22 protein-coding genes are annotated in these 18,269 nt (G+C 70.4%); 4 read left to right on the forward strand and 18 right to left on the reverse strand.

Annotated features, from left to right (window positions below; translation table 11 throughout):
* The first annotated feature begins 69 nt into the window (after positions 1-69).
* Positions 70-810, forward strand: coding sequence for a formylglycine-generating enzyme family protein (locus tag AB4Y74_RS16475; protein ID WP_441800143.1), 741 nt, complete (start codon positions 70-72; stop codon positions 808-810).
* 216 nt (positions 811-1,026) lie between these two features.
* Here the strand turns inward: AB4Y74_RS16475 and fliN are convergent, their stop codons facing one another.
* Both fliN and AB4Y74_RS16485 read right to left on the reverse strand, forming a co-directional pair.
* Positions 1,027-1,743 (reverse strand): flagellar motor switch protein FliN, encoded by a 717-nt coding sequence (fliN, locus tag AB4Y74_RS16480; RefSeq protein WP_441800144.1) that lies wholly within the window; start codon positions 1,741-1,743, stop codon positions 1,027-1,029.
* A gap of 3 nt (positions 1,744-1,746) precedes the next feature.
* Positions 1,747-2,631 carry a flagellar motor switch protein FliM gene (locus tag AB4Y74_RS16485; RefSeq protein ID WP_441800145.1) on the reverse strand — a complete coding sequence of 295 codons (885 nt, stop codon included), beginning with the start codon at positions 2,629-2,631 and terminating at the stop codon, positions 1,747-1,749.
* 136 nt (positions 2,632-2,767) lie between these two features.
* Here AB4Y74_RS16485 and AB4Y74_RS16490 point away from each other — a divergent pair, with 136 nt between their 5' ends.
* The 3 genes from AB4Y74_RS16490 to AB4Y74_RS16500 are packed head-to-tail and all read left to right on the forward strand — an operon-like array spanning position 2,768 to position 4,738.
* Positions 2,768-3,094, forward strand: coding sequence for a flagellar FlbD family protein (locus AB4Y74_RS16490; protein WP_441800146.1), 327 nt, complete (start codon positions 2,768-2,770; stop codon positions 3,092-3,094).
* Entirely contained in the window at positions 3,094-3,912 is an 819-nt protein-coding gene (locus AB4Y74_RS16495) for a motility protein A (protein ID WP_441800147.1), read from the forward strand. The genes AB4Y74_RS16490 and AB4Y74_RS16495 overlap by 1 nt, the downstream gene beginning before the upstream one ends.
* A 1-nt stretch (position 3,913) precedes the next feature.
* A complete protein-coding gene (locus AB4Y74_RS16500) occupies positions 3,914-4,738 on the forward strand; it encodes a flagellar motor protein MotB (RefSeq protein WP_441800148.1) in 825 nt (274 codons plus the stop codon).
* Positions 4,739-4,777: 39 nt separating this feature from the next.
* On the opposite strand, the gene arfA is transcribed toward AB4Y74_RS16500, so the two are convergent.
* From arfA to AB4Y74_RS16580, 16 genes are all read right to left on the reverse strand, one after another.
* On the reverse strand, positions 4,778-6,283 hold the full coding sequence (gene arfA, locus AB4Y74_RS16505; protein ID WP_441800149.1) for an arabinosylfuranosidase ArfA: 1,506 nt from the start codon (positions 6,281-6,283) through the stop codon (positions 4,778-4,780).
* 112 nt (positions 6,284-6,395) lie between these two features.
* Positions 6,396-7,145: an ABC transporter permease gene (locus AB4Y74_RS16510; protein WP_441800150.1), complete on the reverse strand. Its 750-nt coding sequence runs from the start codon at positions 7,143-7,145 to the stop codon at positions 6,396-6,398.
* A 125-nt stretch (positions 7,146-7,270) separates the two neighbouring features.
* Positions 7,271-8,443 (reverse strand): flagellar hook protein FlgE, encoded by a 1,173-nt coding sequence (locus AB4Y74_RS16515; protein ID WP_441800151.1) that lies wholly within the window; start codon positions 8,441-8,443, stop codon positions 7,271-7,273.
* Between the two features lie 34 nt (positions 8,444-8,477).
* Positions 8,478-8,987 carry a flagellar hook assembly protein FlgD gene (locus AB4Y74_RS16520; RefSeq protein WP_441800152.1) on the reverse strand — a complete coding sequence of 170 codons (510 nt, stop codon included), beginning with the start codon at positions 8,985-8,987 and terminating at the stop codon, positions 8,478-8,480.
* A 12-nt stretch (positions 8,988-8,999) separates the two neighbouring features.
* Positions 9,000-10,481, reverse strand: coding sequence for a flagellar hook-length control protein FliK (locus tag AB4Y74_RS16525; RefSeq protein ID WP_441800153.1), 1,482 nt, complete (start codon positions 10,479-10,481; stop codon positions 9,000-9,002).
* A complete protein-coding gene (locus tag AB4Y74_RS16530; protein WP_441800154.1) occupies positions 10,478-11,155 on the reverse strand; it encodes a C40 family peptidase in 678 nt (225 codons plus the stop codon). Before AB4Y74_RS16530 ends, AB4Y74_RS16525 begins: the two co-directional genes overlap by 4 nt.
* Positions 11,152-11,586 carry a hypothetical protein gene (locus AB4Y74_RS16535; protein ID WP_441800155.1) on the reverse strand — a complete coding sequence of 145 codons (435 nt, stop codon included), beginning with the start codon at positions 11,584-11,586 and terminating at the stop codon, positions 11,152-11,154. Before AB4Y74_RS16535 ends, AB4Y74_RS16530 begins: the two co-directional genes overlap by 4 nt.
* Positions 11,586-12,899 carry a FliI/YscN family ATPase gene (locus tag AB4Y74_RS16540; protein WP_441800156.1) on the reverse strand — a complete coding sequence of 438 codons (1,314 nt, stop codon included), beginning with the start codon at positions 12,897-12,899 and terminating at the stop codon, positions 11,586-11,588. The genes AB4Y74_RS16535 and AB4Y74_RS16540 overlap by 1 nt, the downstream gene beginning before the upstream one ends.
* The gene (locus tag AB4Y74_RS16545; RefSeq protein ID WP_441800157.1) at positions 12,896-13,501 is read right to left on the reverse strand and encodes a FliH/SctL family protein; all 606 of its coding nucleotides are present in this window, start codon (positions 13,499-13,501) and stop codon (positions 12,896-12,898) included. Before AB4Y74_RS16545 ends, AB4Y74_RS16540 begins: the two co-directional genes overlap by 4 nt.
* Positions 13,491-14,501: a flagellar motor switch protein FliG gene (gene fliG / locus AB4Y74_RS16550; RefSeq protein ID WP_441800158.1), complete on the reverse strand. Its 1,011-nt coding sequence runs from the start codon at positions 14,499-14,501 to the stop codon at positions 13,491-13,493. The genes AB4Y74_RS16545 and fliG overlap by 11 nt, the downstream gene beginning before the upstream one ends.
* On the reverse strand, positions 14,498-16,099 hold the full coding sequence (gene fliF / locus AB4Y74_RS16555) for a flagellar basal-body MS-ring/collar protein FliF (RefSeq protein WP_441800159.1): 1,602 nt from the start codon (positions 16,097-16,099) through the stop codon (positions 14,498-14,500). Before fliF ends, fliG begins: the two co-directional genes overlap by 4 nt.
* A complete protein-coding gene (fliE, locus tag AB4Y74_RS16560; protein WP_441800160.1) occupies positions 16,099-16,404 on the reverse strand; it encodes a flagellar hook-basal body complex protein FliE in 306 nt (101 codons plus the stop codon). The genes fliF and fliE overlap by 1 nt, the downstream gene beginning before the upstream one ends.
* Positions 16,404-16,796, reverse strand: coding sequence for a flagellar basal body rod protein FlgC (locus tag AB4Y74_RS16565; protein WP_441800161.1), 393 nt, complete (start codon positions 16,794-16,796; stop codon positions 16,404-16,406). Before AB4Y74_RS16565 ends, fliE begins: the two co-directional genes overlap by 1 nt.
* 29 nt (positions 16,797-16,825) lie before the next feature.
* Positions 16,826-17,167: a flagellar basal body rod protein FlgB gene (locus AB4Y74_RS16570; RefSeq protein WP_441800162.1), complete on the reverse strand. Its 342-nt coding sequence runs from the start codon at positions 17,165-17,167 to the stop codon at positions 16,826-16,828.
* Positions 17,168-17,272: 105 nt separating this feature from the next.
* Entirely contained in the window at positions 17,273-17,671 is a 399-nt protein-coding gene (locus AB4Y74_RS16575; protein WP_441800163.1) for a hypothetical protein, read from the reverse strand.
* 138 nt (positions 17,672-17,809) lie between these two features.
* Positions 17,810-18,238 (reverse strand): hypothetical protein, encoded by a 429-nt coding sequence (locus AB4Y74_RS16580; RefSeq protein WP_441800164.1) that lies wholly within the window; start codon positions 18,236-18,238, stop codon positions 17,810-17,812.
* Between the last annotated feature and the right edge of the window lie 31 nt (positions 18,239-18,269).

Genomic DNA, 18,269 nt, shown 5'->3' on the forward strand with positions numbered 1-18,269 from the left:
GGCCGGCCGGCCCACTCCGTTAGGGGTTCGCCGAGGTGGTCGCGTGCGAGCACATGGCAGGCTGGAAGCGTGGATATCGAGATGGCGCGCATCCCGGGCGGGACGGTGCAACTCCACGACGCACGGCGCAAGCGGCGGTGGACCGTGGAGCTGGATGAGTTCGAGCTGGGTGTCTTCGCCGTCACCGCGGAGCAGGTGGCCGACCTGATCGGCGAGCCGTCACCGCATCCACGCCGCCCGGCGACGCGGCTCAGCTGGCAGCGCGCGGTGCGGATCTGCAATGCGGCGTCCGAATGGGAGGGACTCGACCCGGCCTACACGTTCGACGGCGAAGACGTCACCTGGCATGTGGATGCGGACGGCTACCGCCTGCCGACGGAGGCCGAGTGGGAACACGCCTGCCGCGCCGGGTCGACCGGGCCGCACTACGGACCGCTGCCCGAGGTGGCCTGGACGAGCGCCGACGGCCTGATCGCGCCCGCGGACGTCGGCGGGCGTCTCCCGAACCTCAACGGCCTGTTCGACACGCTCGGCAACACGTGGGAGTGGTGCTGGGACCTGCTCGACCCCGGCCGCTACGGCGACTACCGGGTGTTCCGCGGCGGCGGCTTCGCCGACGACGCCTGGAATGTGCGCGCGTCGGTGCGCCGCGGTGGTCCGCCGCGCACGCAGCACGAGGACGTCGGCTTCCGTTTCGCGCGCGGCGGCTTCGACGCCGAGGGTGCCGCCCAGGGCTGGTCGGCGGCAGCGGACGCGGAGCGCGCAAGCGTCGACGGACCGTTGCCTCCGGGCTGGACGCCGTTGCGCTGAACCGCTGACCTCAACGCGGCCCTCCCACCCCGCGCGATTCGTCACGAATTGTCGCTTTGGCCGCACGTAAACGTCCATTCGGCACGAATCCGCCCCGGGTGGGAGCGGGCGTGGAGCGGGCCGGCGATCCCACCGTGTGGTGCGATTTGGCGGAAATCGTGGTTATCGCGGCCCCAAAACCACCATTTGGCGCAAATCGTAAGAAAACGGCGCCGCTCAGTCGAGGTCTTCGGCCGTGTCCAGGATCTTGGTGATCCGCACGGCGTAGTCCTGGTCGATGACGACGATCTCGCCGTGGGCGATGAGGCGGCCGTTGAGCAGCACGTCGGCGGGAGAGCCGGCCGAGCGGTCCAGCTCGATGACGGCGCCCGGCTCCATGGCCAGCACGTCGCGCACCGCCATGCGGGTGCGCCCGATCTCGACCGTGAGCGCCATCTCGACGTTGCTGATGCGGGCCAGCTTGCCGCCGAGCGCGTTACCGCCGGAACGTTCGGCGACGGATGCGCGCCCGCGCACCGCGAACCATCCGGCGACGCCTGCGGGCCCCGACAGGGCGAAGACCGTGGTGGCCGGGTCGGCGAACAGTTCCGCGCCGTCTTCCGCCCGGGCGTCGTCCAATACTCCGGCGCCGAGCGTGTCGCTGGCCGCTTCGAGGGCGGGCTGCAGCACATCCTGAAGCGCCACCACGGGCGAGCCGTCGGCGCCGTCGTCCACCAGCTGCGGAGCCTCTAGCAGCACGACCGCGAGGTCTGCCGAGACGGCCCCGACGAACGTGGCCACGACAGCCTGGACGCCTGCCCGCACGTCCGATCCGTTCGTGAGCAGCGGAGTGAGCGGTGCGCCGGTCGGCAGCACCCGTGCGAGTGCTTCCGCGGCGGCCTGGGCCTGGCCGAGGGAGAGGCCGGTGGCGTTCGCGATGCTGGTCATGCTCATGGTTCAGTCCTCTGTGTTGATGATCACGCAGGCGAGACGGGAGCCGCTCGAGCCGAGGCCCGCCGAAGCGACGGTCTGTCCGCCGACGGTGAGGTCGAAGGGTCGGTGCTGCGGGTGGGGCAGCGGGAGCAGGTCGCCCACCGACAGGCCGAGCACCACGCTCGGGCGGACGGTCGCCGGGGTGAGCCGCAGCGCCACATCCACGGGGACGTGCGCGAGCTGGGCGTCTACCAGTTCTCGCGCGTTCTCGGTGCTGTGGGTCGGGTTGGTCTCGCCGAGCTGCGGCAGCACCGCGACGGCGGGCAGCGCAACGGTCGCGCGCGCCGTGTTCTCGCCGACACGGAGTTCGAACCCGGCGACGATCATCAGCTCGGAGGTCGCCGCCGCCTGCGCGAACTGCGAGTTGTACTGGATGGCGTCCACACCGATCGAGGTGACCAGAAGGGAGCCGAGCGAGTAGCGCAGGTCTTCGAGCGCGTCGTCCATCAGCCGGCGGACGAGCGCCTGCTCGATCTGCGTGAAGATGCGCTCGTGGTCGACCGGGGTGCCCTGGCCTCCGAGCATCGCATTCACCCACGACAGGGCGGCGACGGTCGGAAACTGGATGACGGCCTTCGGCCCGATGTGCTCCAGCTCGCACAGCACCATGGCTGTCGTGGCGGGCAGCGACGCCGCGTACTCGTCGTACGTCTGCATCTGCACGACGTCACACTCCACCTGGCTGAGTACGCGGACCTTGGCGGTCAGCTGCGTTCCCCACTGCCGAGCGAACGTCTCGAAGGCCAACTCGAGCACCCGTGAGTGCTCGCGCGCGAGCGTCGTCGGCCGCCGGAAGTCGTAGACCGGCGCCTCGGGCGCATCCGGCGCCGGGGCCTGCAGAGTCGTCACGGGAGGGACTATCGGCCGGAGTGCGCGTCCCGTTAGCGACCGCGCAGCATCCCCCGGTCCCCCTAACGACCGACCGGCCCGAGCCGATAGTGCACTCGTGACGGCTCACCCGGAGCCGAGACCAGGATTCGCGCCCATGATCGTCGTCACCCGACTGAACGACACCCAGTTCGCGGTCAACCCCGACCTCATCGAGCGCATCCACGCCAGTCCGGACACCACTCTCGTCATGGTCGACGGGGCGAAATTCATCGTCACCGAGTCCATCAGCGAAGTGATCGAGAAGATCGCCGCGTACCGGGCGCGTGTGATCGCTCTCGCCCACGACCTCCCCAGCTTCGGCCCGCGCCCCGTGCCGGCGCCGCCGCTGGGACTCGTGGCGTTGGCCGGGCTGGATGACGACGAAGCGGTGGAGGCTCACCCCGAGGCCCGCGCCGTCCCCCTCCGAGCAAGGAAGAAGTAATGGACCCGGCAACGATCATCGGCATCGTCATCGCCTTCGGCTCCGTCGTAGCGATGGTGACGATGGAGGGCGCCCACCTGAGCTCCCTGCTCCTTCCGGCACCGATGGTCCTGGTCTTCGGGGCCACCATCGCGGTCGGTATCGCGAGTGGCACGGTCAAGGACTTCCTCGTCGCCGTGAAGGCTCTCCCCCGCGCGCTGCGCGGCAAGATCGAGCCGCCGCAGCAGGTGATCGACCAGGTCGTCGGCCTGGCTGAGAAGGCCCGCGCCAACGGCCTCCTCGCCATGGAGCAGGAGGCGGAGGGTGTCGACGACCCGTTCCTGAAGCGGGCGCTGCAGAACATCGCCGACGGCACCGACGGCGACGAACTGCGCGTGCTGCTCGAGGACGAAATCGCCACGCGCTCCAAGAAGGACCGCGTCGCCGCCAAGTTCTTCAGCGCCATGGGCGGCTATGCACCCACGATCGGCATCATCGGTACGGTCGTCTCGCTCACGCACGTGCTCGAGAACCTGGCGACGCCCGGCGAGCTCGGGCCGCTGATCGCGAGCGCCTTCGTCGCGACGCTGTGGGGTCTGCTCTCCGCCAACTTCCTGTGGCTGCCGCTGGGCGCCCGCCTACGCCGGCTCTCCGAGCTGGACGTCGAGCGGATGACGCTGCTCATGGAGGGCGTGCTCGCCGTGCAGTCGGGCAGCCAGCCGCGTCTCCTCGGCGAGCGCCTGCGCGCCATGGTGCCGGGCGGGGATGCGGAGAAGCCGGCCGCGAAGAGCGCGAAGGCGTCCCGTGGCGCGAAGGATCCGATCGAAGAAGCGGCCTGACATGTCCGCACGCCGGAAGAAGCACGAGGAGCCTGAGGAGCACGAGAACGAGGAGCGCTGGATGGCCTCCTACATGGACATGGTCACCGTGCTCATGTGCATGTTCATCGTGCTGTTCGCGATGTCGACGGTGGATGCGAAGAAGTTCGAGCAGTTGAAGGATTCGCTGGCCACCGGGTTCGGCCAGGTGAAGACGCAGAAGGTGGACACCGCGTCCGGCGTGGTCGTGCCCCCGAAGCATGTCGACGAGTCGGGGAAGTCGACGGAGTTCGCTCTGGCACAGCAGGAGGTGCAGAACCTGCAGCACCTGAAGGACCAGATCCAGGCCGCCCTGACCCGGGACGGCCTGCAGGATGCGGTGGAGCTGAAGATCGACGAGCGCGGCCTCACCATCGGGCTGGTGGGCAACTCCACCTTCTTCGACTCGAATCGCGCCGAACTGAGCGCCCGCGCTGTGGCGGTTCTGAACGACATCGGCCCGGTGCTGGCGCCGGCCTCGTACGCCGTCTCGGTGGAGGGCCACGCCGACCTGCGCCAGCCGGGTGCGCCCTATCCCACCAACTGGGAGCTCTCGGCCGGACGCGCGACCAGTGTCCTGCGCCACCTGGTCGAGGCGAACGGCTTCCCGCAGGGCCGGATCGCGGCGGTGAGCTACGGCTCGGCCCGCCCCGTCGCCGGCTTCACGGGAACGACCGACAGCGACCTGGCGCAGAACCGGCGAGTGGATGTGGTGGTCCTGTCGGCGCAGGCGGAGGAGGTCCGCAAGCTCATTCCCCAGGCGGCGGCAACGCCTCCGACATCGTCGGCAGCCGTCGGCGCCGGCTGACCCTCCTCCGGTTGCGGCAGGGGGATCGGAGAGCCCCGGTCAGGCCAGCGAGACGCCCGTCCACGAGACCGGCGGGAGTTCCAGCGTCAGCACACCATCCTGCACGGAGGCGACCGGGGTCGGACGGAGTCCCACGCGGTCCTGATCGTGGAGCGTGTTCTTGGCGTAGACGTCCTCATCCCACAGGGACACGGCCTCGCGCACCCGGTCGACGCCGAGGTCTCGCACATCGACGCGGACGGTCTGGGTCTCGGTGATGCTGCGGTTGACGACGAACAGCGCTGCCGAACCGTCGGCCTCGTCGAAGGTGGCCACCGCGTCCACCAGGTCGGCCTCGCCGTGCACCGCGGTTTCGTAGGTGCCGGTCGAGACGCTGGGGCGCAGCACCTCGCCGCGCGCCAGACGACTCGTGACGGAGAACGGGAAGAAGGTGGTCTGACGCCACGCGTCGCCGCCCGGCTCGGTCATGATCGGCGCGATCACATTCACCAGCTGCGCGAGGGAGGCGCTCGTCACCCGGTCGTGGTTCTTCAGCAGGGTGATGAGCAGGTTGCCGAGCACGACCGCGTCGGCGACCGAGTAGACGTCCTCCAGCTGACGCGGCGCGTAGCGCCACTCATCGTTGATCTCCTCCGAAGCCTGGTGCTCGTCCAGGTACCAGATGTTCCATTCGTCGAAGGAGATCTGGATGCGCTTCTTGCTTTTCCGTTTGTTGCCGACGTGATCGGCGGTCGTGGCGACGGTGTCGATGAAGTACTGCATGTCGACGGAGGAGGCAAGGAACGAACCCAGGTCGCCGCCGCGCTCCTGGTAGTAGGCATGGGCGGAGATGTAATCCACACTGTCGTATGCGTGCTCGAGCACCGTGCGCTCCCAGTCGCCGAAGGTCGGCATCCCGGAACCGGAGGAGCCGCAGACCACCAGCTCGAGGTCCTTGTCGGCCATCTTCATGGCAGCGGCCGTGCGCGCCGCCAGCTTGCCGTAGTCGTCGGCGGTCAGGTAGCCGGTCTGCCAGGGTCCGTCCATCTCGTTGCCGAGGCACCACATCCTGATGTCGTGCGTCTCGGGTGTGCCGTTGGCGATGCGCTGCTCACTCAGGGCCGTGCCGGACGGGTGGTTCGCGTACTCGAGCAGGTCGAGGGCCGCCTGGATGCCGCGCGTGCCGAGGTTGACGGCGAGCATGAGTTCGGACCCCGTCAGCTTCAGCCAGCGCGAGAACTCGTCGAGGCCGACCTGGTTCGACTCCAGCGAATGCCAGGCCAGGTTGCGGCGCACGGGACGCTGCTCGCGCGGACCGACCGAGTCCTCCCAGCGGAAACCGGAGACGAAGTTGCCGCCCGGGTAGCGGACCGTGGTCGATCCGAGTTCCCGGACCAGGTCCACGACGTCGAGCCGGAACCCGTCCTCGTTCGCGGTGGGATGCCCGGGCTCGTAGAGGCCGTCGTAGACGCAGCGTCCGAGGTGCTCGACGAACGAGCCGAAAATGCGTCGGTTGACGGTCGCGACTCGCGCGGAACGATCGAGGGCGATACGGGTCTCGAGCATGGTCTCCAGTGTTCCTCTATCCGGGTTACAACGTTGTATCGGTCATGATGCGGGAGGGATGTGACCGTGTCAAATGTTTTCGAAGAGACCCGCCGCGGCAGACCTGACGCCCTCAGCGCAGCGCTGCCGGCCGCACCCGCACCGGTGCCAGCCAGGCCGACACGATGACCGCCGTGATCGCTCCGGCGGCCATGATGGCGGCGAGCACTACGACCTGGAATCGGCCGGCTTCGAGAGGCGAAACTCCGCCGAAGATGGCGCCGACGAAGGCGCCGGGCAACGTGACCAGCCCCGTGGTCTTGGTCTGGTCGACCGAAGGGATGAGCGCCGAATAGACAGCACCCCGGGCCTGCTCGAGTGTGGACTGCCGCGGGGTCGCGCCCAGCGCGAGCCAGCCCTCCACCTCGTCCCAGTGGTCGCCGACCGCCTCGGTGAACCGCCGCCCGGCGAGCGTCGCGATGCTCATCGAGTTGCCGATCACGATGCCGCCGATCGCCAGCGCGTAGCGCGCGCTGAACTGGATGGCGCCGGAGAGGAACACCACCGAGAACGACACCACGACACCGGTAGCCATGCCCGTGGCCATCATCAGCGCGTGCTGCCGAGACCACCCGATCCGGTGGGTCGCCGTCGCGGCCGCCACCGAGAACATCACCAGGAGGGCCAGCGCGACCCAGCGCGGGTCGGTGATGACCCCCGCGAGGATGACACTGATCACCGCGAGCTGGGCCGCGCCACGCAGAATCGCGAGGGCGGGCGCCCAGCGGTGCGGAACCCGATACGCGGCGAGAACCGCCACGGCGAGTAGCGCGAGCACAGCGACACCGAGCAGGGTCGGCGCCAGCTCTCGGAGGATGGGCACGGAACGAGCCTAAGGGCGCGCCCAAACTCCTGACACCATCGGGGCCGAGTGGTGAGTGGATGCGGAAATCCGGCCCGAGTGGCAGCTACGTGTCGCAACTCGGGCCGGGATCCTACGCTTTCGGATCAGCGCTTCAGGTTGGTGAGCTCCTGCAGCACCTCGTCGGAGGTGGTGATGATGCGGGCGTTCGCCTGGAAGCCGCGCTGGGCGACGATCAGGTTGGTGAACTCCTGCGACAGGTCGACGTTCGACATCTCGAGCGAACCGCCCTGGAGCTGGCCGAGGCCGTCCTCGCCCGGGCCGCCGAGCTGGGCGGCGCCGGAGTTGACGGTCGCACGGTAGGTCGAGCCGCCCGCCTTCTCGAGTCCGCCCGGGTTGACGAAGGTCGCCAGGGCGATGCGGCCGACCGCCTGCTTGTCGCCGTTCGAGAACAGACCGGTGATCGTGCCGTCCTTGTCCAGGGTGAAGGACTCCAGAGTGCCGGCCGCCCGGCCGTTCTGGTCCTTGAAGGCGACGGTGGTGATGCCGGAGTAGCCGGTCACCGACGCGAGGTCGACCGTGACGCCTCCGACGTTCAACGAGCCGCCGCCGGTGAGAACGCCGTTCGTGAAGGTGAGCGCGCCGGTGCCGGTGGCGCCTGCGGCATCCGAGCCCGCCACATTCCAGCCGGTCGCGGTCTTGGTGAAGGTCATGGTCAACTTGCGCGGCGTTCCGTTGGCGTCGAAGACGTTGACGTCCCGAACCAGCTGGTCGCCGTTCGCGGCGTCGGAGGGAAGGTTGCCGGTGATGTTCGCGCCGGTGGTGGCCGAGGCCGGGGTGACCGCCTTCAGCGGGATGGTGATGTCGCTGAGCGCGCCTCCCTGCTGGATGACGCCGTTGACCGCGTTCCAGCCCTGCAGGATCGCGCCGCCCGGTCCGACCAAGCGGCCGAGCGAGTCCGGGTCGAGGGAGCCCGCGCGCGTGTACACGGTCTCGCCGGCGACCTTCATCACGAAGAATCCGTCGCCGTTGATCATCATGTCGGTGGAGCGGCCGGTCGCCTGAGCGGCGCCCTGGGTGAAGTTGGTGGAGATGCCGGCCACGAGAACGCCCAGGCCGATCTGGGCCGGGTTGGTGCCGCCGGTGTCGGCCTGAGCGCCGCCGGCGCCGCGGACGAGCTGCGAGAGCGTGTCCTGGAACTGGACGGCGGACGACTTGAACGCCGTGGTGTTGACGTTGGCGATGTTGTTGCCCGTCACATCGAGCATGGTCTGGTGCGAACGGAGGCCGGAGATTCCGGAGTAGAGCGAGCGGAGCATGGTGGTTCCTTTCGTGAGGAAATCGAGTGGGAGGTCAGGCGGTGGGAGTGGTCGAACCGGAGCCCGTAGCGGGCGGCGTGGTGCCGGGCGGCGTCGTGCCGGAGCCCGAACCGTTGTCGGTCGGGCTGACCACGCCGAGGATGGCGTCCAGGGCGATCTTCTGGTCGCCGATGGTGACGATCGGCACCGCGCCCGCGTAGGAGACGGACGAGGCGACGCCGGTCTGCGTGTCCCCGTTCTTGTCGAGGTAGCTCACGGTGTGGCCGATGAGGGCCGCCGCGGCCTGCCGCATCTGCAGGGCGAAGCCCTCCTGCGCGGTGGTGTCCATGTTGGTGAGCTTCTCCATCATGGCCAGCTGGGTGGTCTGCGAGATCATCTGGTTGGTGTCCATCGGCGAGCTGGGGTCCTGATTGCGGAGCTGGGTCACCAGCAGCTGCATGAACGCCTCGCTGTCGAGCGACTGTTTCGGCGTGCGCGTGGGGGTGCTGGAGTAGACGCCCCCGGTGGAGGCGGTATCGGTTCCGGTGATGGGGTCGACGGCCACGGTGGCTCCCTTCTAGACGATCAGGTCGATGGTGTGCGTGGACCCGTCCGCGGGCGCGGCGGGGGTGGGGCGGGTGGATGCGGCGGCCGGTGCGTTCTGTCGTGTCTCGTCGCTCGGCCGGGTGAGGAACTCGCGCCCGCCACCGGTGGGCGACTCGTGCTGCGGTGACGGCTGGTTCTGCGACGACAGGTCGAGCGAGCCGGTCAGCCCCGACCCGGTGAGGTCGCGGCGCAGTTCGGGGAGGATCGCGCGCAGCGCGTCCCGGCCCGCGTCGGTCGGAGCGAACAGCTCCACGCGGACGCCCTCCCCGCCGACGTGCGCCCGCACGGTCACGGGTCCGAGCGTGTCGGGCGTGACGTGGACCGTCATGACGTGCTCGCCCGCCCCCGCCGCCGCGAGGGTGAACACCGGCCGCGCGAGTTGGGCGGTCAGGGGCGGGGCGGTGGATGCGGCGGGCGCGGGGGCCACCGGCTGCGCCGGGATTGCGCGGTCGGTGGGAGCGGGTGCTTGCGCCGGTGTCGTGGGGGCGATTGCCGGGGCAGGGGCGTCGACCGTGGGCCCCTTGGGGCGAAGGGATGGGGCGGGCTCGGGCGCCACGGCCTGACTGCTCGCCGCCGATGTGGTGCCGGCCGTCGCTGCGACCGGCGCAGCCGCTGCGGCCGGCGCACCCGCTGGCTGTGCCACTGTGCCGCTGTTCGCCGGGTGCACGCCGCCCGCGCGCCCCGTCGCCGGTTCGGGTGCGGCGGGGGTCGCCGTATCCGGATCGGTCGGAGTCGGCACTGTCGTGAGCGCGTCGGTCGGGGAAGCGCTGTCGGGGAGTGAGCCACCGGAACGCGCGGTAGACCCGGAGGACTGGGCGGCGGCATCGGTTCCGGGGGAAACGGCCGTCGCCCGTGACGCCGTGCCGGATGCACCCCGGGGCGCCGCTGCCATCCCTTCAGCCGTCGCTCCGGCCAGCGCCGGCGCGGCGAGCGCGAGTCCCCCGGCCGCGGCGATGGCCGGGGCGGCTTCGGGAGCCGCAGCAGCGCCCATGGGGGACCCGGCGGCCGGGGTGGTCGCAACCGCGGAGTGCGGTGCCGCACCTGCTGGCGCGGCTGCCGCGAGCGCATCCACGGAAACGACGGGAACGATCCCGGGAACAACCGACTGGGCATCCGGCGCCACGGTCGCAGAGACGTCCGCCGCCGCAGCCTGCGTCGACGCGGGCTCGGGCCGTGCGTCGGCGACACCGTCCGCGGGCGATCCGGCGTCCTGACCGGGGGCCACGGCATCGGCGCTCTTCGTGTGCGCCGCATGGCCGCCGCGCGTCCCCGGTCGGCCGCCGTCGTGGCGCACCGCACCCGGCCGCTGCTCGCCCTGGGTGTCGCGCGGGGCCGCATCCACCGCGCCCCGCAGGAACGCGCCGAACGCGTCCCCCGAGTCCTTGGCCGAAGCCGCCGCCGGCCGCCCGGCCGGAGCCGCAGGCTGCCCAGCGGTCACCGCAGCGGGGTTCACAGGGATCCCCCCTGCGCGAGCGACGCGAAGAGAGACCGGAGCATATCGGCCTGCGCCGACGAACCCGATCCGTACCCTGCCAGCACCGACTGCGCCGACGCCGACGCCGGAGCCGGAGCCGCCTGCGGCACCACCCGGCGGATGGTCACAATATCGGAGTCGCTCATCCAGTTGTCGACGAGGCTGACGTTGCGCCCTTCGCTCGGGGCGTGGATGACCTTGCCGTCGCCGGCGTAGATGACGATGTGCTCGCCGCCGTTGGTCACAATGATGTCGCCGGGCTGGGCCTGCGCGAGCGACGGCACCTCCGTACCGACGGTCGACTGGCCGGAGACGAGACGCGGCACGTCGATCCCGAGATCTTTGAACACGCGCTGGACGAGTCCGGAGCAGTCGATGCCGGAAGCGCTGGTGCCACCGAAGACGTAGGGGACGCCGAGGTATTTCTTGGCATCGGCGACCACATCCGCACCGGTCACTCCGCCCGCCGGGGCTCCGTCGGTCGCGCCCAGTGCGCCGGAAAGGGCCGAGGCGAAGTCGGTCGCGGAGGTCGCGGAGGTCGCCGAGGTCGCCGAGGCGGACGACGACGCCCCCGTCGCCTTGGCTCCTCCGTCCAGCTGCACCAGCGTCGCCTGGATCTGCGCGATCCGGCCGATCGCATCCGTCATGGTCATGCGTCTCCCCCCTGCTGCGCGCGCTGCCACGCACCGGTCGCGATCTCGTCGATGGCCGCCTGTTCGGCGCTGAGGTCGCCTGCGACGACGCCCTCGCGATGCCGGGTCTCGAGTTTCTCCAGGCCGACCGCGCGCTTCTTCGCCTCGGTGAACGCCTGCTGTGCGGACTGCGCCTGCGCCTCGGTCTCGGCGGCGAGCGCGTTCAGGTCGGCGAGCATGCTGCGGCTGGATGCGCGCGCCGCGGCCATCGCGAACAGGGTGCCCGCGTCCGTGGCCTCCGCCGGCACGGCGTGCAGGGCGGCGATGGCGCGCGCCTGCCGCTCCCCCGCGTCCCGTCGCAGCGCGTTGGCCGCCGCGAGGTCGCTCGCGGCGTGCTCCTTCTCGATCTGCCGCAACCGCAGCAGCCCGGCCAGTGCGAACGCTCGTGCCATCACGCGCCTCCCAGCATCCCGACGAGCCCGTTCAGGCGCGCCCACGACTCCCCCGGGTCGGCGGGCTCGCCGATTCCCTGCTGCAGGAACGCGTCGATCGCGTCCGCATGAGCGACGGCGGCGTCCACCTTCGGGTTCGTGCCCGGCTTGTACGCGCCGACGTCGAGCAGGTCCTGCGCGGCCACTCTGGCGGCGAGGATGCTGCGCAGCGCCACCGCCGCGGCCCGCTGCTGCGGAGTGGTCACCCGCGTCGCGAGCCGCGAGACCGAACCGAGTACGTCCACGGAGGGGAAGTGCCCGACGACCGACAGCCGTCGGTCAAGCACCACGTGACCGTCCAGGATGGAGCGGGCCGCGTCCGCGATCGGCTCGTTGTGGTCGTCGCCGTCCACCAGCACCGTGTACAGGCCGGTGATCGACCCCGTTTCGCCGGTGCCCGCACGTTCGAGGAGCTGTGCGAGGAGCGAGAACGTCGACGGCGGGTAACCGCGGGTCGCCGGGGGTTCGCCCGCCGACAGGCCGATCTCGCGCTGCGCCATGGCGACGCGAGTGAGCGAGTCCATCATCAGCACCACGTCGGCGCCGTCGTCACGGAAGGCCTCGGCGATACGGGTCGCCGCGAACGCCGCCCGGAGCCGCATCACGGCCGGCTCGTCGGAGGTCGCCACGACGACGACGGAACGGGCGAGTCCGGCCGGACCCAGGTCGTCCTCGAGGAATTCACGCACCTCGCGTCCGCGCTCCCCCACCAGGGCGATGACCGACACCTGCGCTTCCGTCCCACGCGCGATCATCGACAGCAGCGACGACTTGCCGACGCCGGAGCCGGCGAACAAGCCGAGGCGCTGCCCGCGACCGGTTGTGACCATCGTGTCCAGCACGCGAACGCCGAGCCCGAGGGGCTGCAGGATGCGCGCGCGGCGCATCGCGTCGGGCGCGCGGTTGCCGAGGGAGACGAAGCCGTCCGGCGCGATCGGGCCCTTGCCGTCGACCGGTCGGCCGAGGGCGTCCACGACGCGGCCGAGCATCCCGCGCCCGGTCGGTACCAGCAGCGGCGCTCGGACCGCCCGCGCCGGAGCGCCCGCGGCGACGCCGGTCAGCGGTCCGTACGGCATCACGCGCACACGCTCGGCGGTGGTGGCAACGACCTCGGCGTGTACCCCCGGGTTCTCGCCGATCACGACGACGTCGCCGATCGCCGCGGGGACGCCCTCGAGCTCGGCTCCCAGCCCGACGACACCGGTGACGCGGCCGACCCGTTCGACGCCCGCGGCCTCGACGGCGGTGCCCCAGCGGGCCAGCACGGCGCTCACGAGAGCGCCTCCTTGGCGCGTCCGAGGGCCTCGTAGATGCGCGCATCCAGCCACCCGGTCGGCAGTTCGCCGATCGCGTCGCCGCGTGCGAGCGCCGGGTCGGCGACCAGGCGCAGCTCCTCGCCGACGAGACCCGCCTGGCGGAGGGCCGCGACGTCGTCCGGGTGCAGGCGCACGGCCGGCACCGCGCCGGCGTCCACAGCAGACACCACGCGCTCGACGGCGGCACGAGCGGCACTCAGACGGTCCTCCAGCGCGACGCCGACAACCGCGGTCGCCAGCGCGAACGCCGCATCGACGAGCGCCGTCTCCGCCTCGGCCAAGACGGGAACGGTCGCCTCGCGCAGTTCGATCGCCGCGCCCCGGAGGGCCGACGCCAGCACAGCGGCACGGTCGGCCGTCTCGGCGCTCTCCGCGGCACGCGCATCCTCCGCGTCCACGAGCCAGCGCGCCTGCTCCTCCGCAGCGGCGCGCCGCCCCTCGGCGAACCCGGCAGCGAACCCGCGGGAGCGAGCGGACGCCATCGCGGCGCGCTCGTGCTCCGTCGAGGTGACAACCGGGACGGCGAGTGGCTCGAAGGCGAGCGCGGCGTCACTCGACATACGCGTCCTCGTCCCCGCGCTGCACGGTGATCGCGCCGGTCGCCTCCAGGTCGCGGATCGCGCGGACGATCTCCGCGCGCGCATCCTCGACCTGCGAGACGCGGACCGGGCCCAGGATGCGCACCTCGTCCTCGAGGATCTCGCGGTTGCGCTCCGACAGGTTGGTCGTGATGATCTCGGTGACTGCCGGCGCGGCTCCCTTCATGGCGACGGCCAGCACGGCCGCATCCACGCCCCGCAGAACCTGCTGCACGTCGCGCGCCTCCAGCCGGACGATGTCGTCGAAGGTCAGCATGCGCGAGCGCACCTCTTCGGCGAGCTGCGGGTCGCGCTGCTCCAGCGCCTCCAGCAGTGCCTTCTCGGTGGCGGCATCGGAACGGTTGATGATGTCGACGAGCGGCTGCACTCCCCCGACGGCGTCGGAGGACGTCCGCGACGAGACGACCGCACTCGCGCGCTGCTTCAGCGTCTCAGCGACGACGCGCACGGCGTCCGGGCTGGGCGAGCCCATCGTCGCGATGGCGTGCGCGACCTCGGTCCGGGCGACATCGTCGAGCCCGGAGAGGATGCGCGACGCGTGATCCGCCCGCAGGTGTGCGAGCACGAGGGCGCTGGTCTGCGGCAGCTCACCGGCGAGGAGCATCTGCACGTGTGCCGGCTCGACCGCATCCAGGAACTCGAACTGCTTCCCCGCGAGGTTGGATGCGACACGATTGAGCACGCCGGTGGCGCGCTCGGCACCGAACGACGCCTCCAGCAGCCCGACGGCGATGTCCCGTCCGCCGCGCGCCGTCACGGTGCCCCGGGTGGCCAGGTCGTGGAACTCGCTCAGCGCCTTCTCGGCGACACCGGGATCCACCCGCCGCAACCGCAGGATCTCCGCGGTGATCTCGTCGGCCTCCTCGTCGGAGAACTGCTTCATCACCTGGGCCGCGCGCTGCTGATCCATGTTCATCAGCACCACGGCGACCTTCTGCGCGCCGCTCAGAGCCGTGCTCATACGCCCGCCTTGTCATCCATGAGGCTGCGGAGGAACTCCGCGGTCCGCTGCGGATCGCGCTCGGCGAGCGCCTCGATGTCGGCCTTCCGCCGGTCCGCCGCCAGCTCCTCCGGGTCCGCGGGGAGATCGGGCAGCGGGTCCAGCTGCATCGGCACCGTCGGTGCCGCCTGCTCGAGCGCGATGGGGAAGCCCCCGGCACCCAGGGCGAGCGTGGCCGTGTCGTCGGCGAGCTCATCCAGCTCGGCCGCACGGCGGCGGCTCCGGCGGAACAGGATGAACGCGATGATCGCCGCGGCGACGATGGCGGCCGCGATGACGGAGGTGCGGATGATGCTGGTCAGCTGATCCGCGGCTGCCGCATCCTTCGTCTCCTGCAGGGCCTTGGCCGCCTCGGTGGCGCCCGCCTTGCTGAACGGCACCATCTCGACGCTCACCGAGTCGCCGCGCTTGATGTCGATGCCGGCCGCAGCGTTCACCAGGCTGCGGACCTCGTTGGCGCTCACCCCGCCGACCGCGTCCGAGTTGAGTGCGACCGAGACGGTCTGCCGGTTGATGGCGCCCGCGGGGATGGTGCGCTGCTCGGTGACCTTGTCGACCGCGTTGTCCTTCGTGCTCGACTCGGAGTTGAAGGTGCCGTTGCCGGTTCCGCCGTTCGGGACGGCGATATTGTCCGGCCCCAGTACGCCGGCGCTGCCTCCGCCGGATCCCGAGTAGGTCTCCTTCTGCGTGGTCTCGCTCAGGGAGGGCGCGTCGGTGGGGGCCGTGAACGACTCCTCGGTGCGCTGGGCGCTCTCGCTGCTCACGTCCGCAGCGACAGCGACGGTCGCATTGCCGACGCCGACGACCTTGTCGAGCATCTCCTGAACCGCCGACTTGACGCGGGTCTCGTAGTCGCTGGCCTGCTTGTCCGCTCCCCCGGTCGCTCCGCCGCCCACCGTGCTCAGCACCGTGCCGTCGGCATCGACGACGGCGACATCCGTCGGCTTCATGCCGGCCACCGCCGCGCTCGTCAGGTGGACGATGGCCTGGACCTGGTCCGCGCTGAGGGTGACGCCGTTCTGCGTCTCGACGAAGACGGACGCGGTCGGGTCCTTCTTCTCGGCTGCGAACACCGTCTCCTCGGGGATCGCCAGGCGCACCGATGCGGTCTTGACACCTTTCATGGCGCCGATGGTGTTGCCGAGCTCCCCCTCCATCGCGCGCTTGTAGGTGACGTTCTGCTGGAACTCCGACGACGTGACGCCCATTTTGTCGAGCAGGGAGTACCCGCCGGTGGAGGTGGCGGGCAACCCGGCCGACGCGGCCTTCAGTCGCTCGTCGTAGACCTTCTCCTGCGGGACGAGGATGGTGGCGCCGCCGTCCGTGAGTTGGTACGGCACCCCGTCCGTGCGGAGCTGGTCCACGATCGATGAGGCGTCCGACGCGGCGACGCCCGAGAACAGCGGCGTGTACGACGGCTGGGACGCCCACAGGGCGATCCCGGTCGCGCCGAGGGCGATCACGGCGACACCGATGAGCGCGATGACCCGCTGGGCCACGCTGAAGCCGCGGATCGTGTCCCCGAGCCGCCGAAAGAAACTGGTTACCTGCTGAGGCATCAGGCCTGCATCCGCATGATCTCGTTGAAGGCGTCGACCGCCTTGTTGCGGACGCCGGCGACGAGCTCCATCGTCACCTGTGCGCGCGTGGACGCGAGGGTGGCGTTATGGATGTCGTCCAGGTTTCCCGTGACGGCCTGGATGGCCAGCTGGTCGCTGGTGCCCTGCAGCTGCTGCAGGTTGTCGACGGCACTGGTGAGCGCGTTCCCGAAGGCCGCTCCCCCGGTTCCGTTCGTCGCGGAGGTCGCGGTGACCGCAGGGTTCGCGGTGACGCCGGAGAGGGCGCCGATGGCGGGGATGGGCATCAGTTCCTCCCGATCTGCAGAGCGGCCTGGTAGGTCTCCTTGGCTCGGTCGACGACGCCGGCGTTCGCCTGGTAGCCGCGCTGGGCCATGATCAGCGCGCCCATCTGGGTCGACAGGTCGATGTCCGGGTAGCGCACGTAGCCCTTCGCGTCCGCGACGGGATTGTCGGGCTCGTACACCAGCCGGCCCTCGGCACTGCCGTAGGCGGCGCCCTCGACGTAGACGCCCGAGGTGCCCTGCCCTTCCTGCGCGACGATGTAGCGGGCCTGGAAGGCGGCGCCGTCGGTCGGCTTCGCGGTGTTGATGTTGGCGAGGTTGTCCGAGATGGCGTCCAGCCACTTGCGGTGCAGCGTCAGGCCGGTTCCGGCGATCCCGATGGCGTCGAAGGTCACGTCATGCTCCTTGAGGTCGTATCCGTGGCTCAGATGGTCTTCAAAGCGGCGCGGATGGCGGAGAACTGGTTACCGGCGGCCTGCGTGGCGAACTGGAAGCGCAGCACGGTGTCGACGTTCGAGAGCGTCTCGGTGTCGAGGTTCACGTTGTTGCCGTCGAGGCGCGTCGGCTCCAGGGAGCGGGCGGTGGTCGCTGTGGTGTGGCCGTCGTGGTCGGCGACCGACGCGGCCAGGGCATCCTCGAACGAGACACGCTCCGCGGTGTAACCGGGCGTATTGACGTTGGCGATGTTGTTCGCGATGGCACGTTGGCGCGCCGCGAGGCCGTCGAGGGCGCTCGCAAGGGCGGCACTGGTCACGGATTCGAGCACAGCTGCACTCCTGGGTCGAGGGCGGCCCATCCGTGGCCAGTCGATGAGCGATCCGTGCTCAGGAAGAGCTATCGGCCGTTGCTGCCCCGCCGTTAGTCCCCGGTTCTACTTCGTGATCGTCGCGTCGCAGGTGGCCTTCGCTCCGGCCTCGCCCTGCTTCACCGCGAGGACAACCTTGCTGGAGGGTGAGCTGATGAGGCAATGGGCGATCCCACCCTCCGTCGGGGTGACAGTCAGCGCGCGGTCGTGCAGCACAGTGGCCGTCAGGCTCCAGGTCGGCGTGCCGGGCTGGTCCACCTGGCCGAGCGCACCGTCGGCCGGAGTGTTGTGCGTGTACTCCACGGACTTCACGTCGCCGCCGTCCACCCACGCCGAGTAGACGATGGAGACTCGATGCTCTCCGTCGTCGCGTGCGGCGCCGTCGGAGGGGGCTGTGCACCCCGTGAGGGCAAGGACGGTCACGCCGGCGAAAGTGGCGATCGGGACGAGGAATTTCAGGTGCATGGATGGAGCCTGTCAGCGCGGAGGCGGCGCCCGCGTCATCCGATCGGCCGAAACAGATCACCCACTGGTGTGATCCTGGACCACCAAGTGGCGCTAAATCACTACGTTTGGCGTCGCCACTTTGACGCCTTCTCGCCTTCAACACGCGATCGTTCCCCATCGAATGTCCCCGTGAAGGAAAACGACTGTCTGGCCTTCGCCCGACCAGTGCTCGATCCATGTCGGAGCGCCATGCTCATCCGTGAAGCGTGGCTCGCCTATCGCAACGGCCGCTGCGGAGTCCTCCGAGGTGGACCACGCCGGGACGCAGCCCCCACCTCCGTCGCCGCCGCAGCCGCACCCTTCGAACGCGACGCGAGCGCCCTTGCGGACGAGCTTCAGCGCGTCAGTTTGGGTGAGGTCGGCTTTCACTCGCTGGACGAGGATTCCCTCGGGGGTAAAGAGCTCACCGTCGCGATTGAACGTGCCTGGGCGTACCTGGTTCCGTTTGCCGCGCGGCGCGACGGCGGCGGATTCAGCCGTCTCGTCGGAATCGCGGTTGAGTTTGCGTTTACGGGGCTTGGGCATGGTCCGATCCTGTTCGAGTCGATGAGGTACC

The organism is Leifsonia sp. RAF41, assembly GCF_052114085.1.
GTDB lineage: Bacteria > Actinomycetota > Actinomycetes > Actinomycetales > Microbacteriaceae > Leifsonia.

What these genes read in the sequence shown, in the direction of transcription:
- fliN (WP_441800144.1), bottom strand. Translation starts at nt 1,743, where the DNA reads ATGAGCATGACCAGCATCGCGAACGCCACCGGCCTCTCCCTCGGCCAG.
- AB4Y74_RS16490 (WP_441800146.1), top strand. Translation starts at nt 2,768, where the DNA reads ATGATCGTCGTCACCCGACTGAACGACACCCAGTTCGCGGTCAACCCC.
- AB4Y74_RS16495 (WP_441800147.1), top strand. Translation starts at nt 3,094, where the DNA reads ATGGACCCGGCAACGATCATCGGCATCGTCATCGCCTTCGGCTCCGTC.
- AB4Y74_RS16500 (WP_441800148.1), top strand. Translation starts at nt 3,914, where the DNA reads ATGTCCGCACGCCGGAAGAAGCACGAGGAGCCTGAGGAGCACGAGAAC.
- arfA (WP_441800149.1), bottom strand. Translation starts at nt 6,283, where the DNA reads ATGCTCGAGACCCGTATCGCCCTCGATCGTTCCGCGCGAGTCGCGACC.
- AB4Y74_RS16515 (WP_441800151.1), bottom strand. Translation starts at nt 8,443, where the DNA reads ATGCTCCGCTCGCTCTACTCCGGAATCTCCGGCCTCCGTTCGCACCAG.
- AB4Y74_RS16530 (WP_441800154.1), bottom strand. Translation starts at nt 11,155, where the DNA reads ATGACCATGACGGATGCGATCGGCCGGATCGCGCAGATCCAGGCGACG.
- AB4Y74_RS16535 (WP_441800155.1), bottom strand. Translation starts at nt 11,586, where the DNA reads ATGGCACGAGCGTTCGCACTGGCCGGGCTGCTGCGGTTGCGGCAGATC.
- AB4Y74_RS16545 (WP_441800157.1), bottom strand. Translation starts at nt 13,501, where the DNA reads ATGTCGAGTGACGCCGCGCTCGCCTTCGAGCCACTCGCCGTCCCGGTT.
- fliG (WP_441800158.1), bottom strand. Translation starts at nt 14,501, where the DNA reads ATGAGCACGGCTCTGAGCGGCGCGCAGAAGGTCGCCGTGGTGCTGATG.
- fliF (WP_441800159.1), bottom strand. Translation starts at nt 16,099, where the DNA reads ATGCCTCAGCAGGTAACCAGTTTCTTTCGGCGGCTCGGGGACACGATC.
- fliE (WP_441800160.1), bottom strand. Translation starts at nt 16,404, where the DNA reads ATGCCCATCCCCGCCATCGGCGCCCTCTCCGGCGTCACCGCGAACCCT.
- AB4Y74_RS16575 (WP_441800163.1), bottom strand. Translation starts at nt 17,671, where the DNA reads ATGCACCTGAAATTCCTCGTCCCGATCGCCACTTTCGCCGGCGTGACC.
- AB4Y74_RS16580 (WP_441800164.1), bottom strand. Translation starts at nt 18,238, where the DNA reads ATGCCCAAGCCCCGTAAACGCAAACTCAACCGCGATTCCGACGAGACG.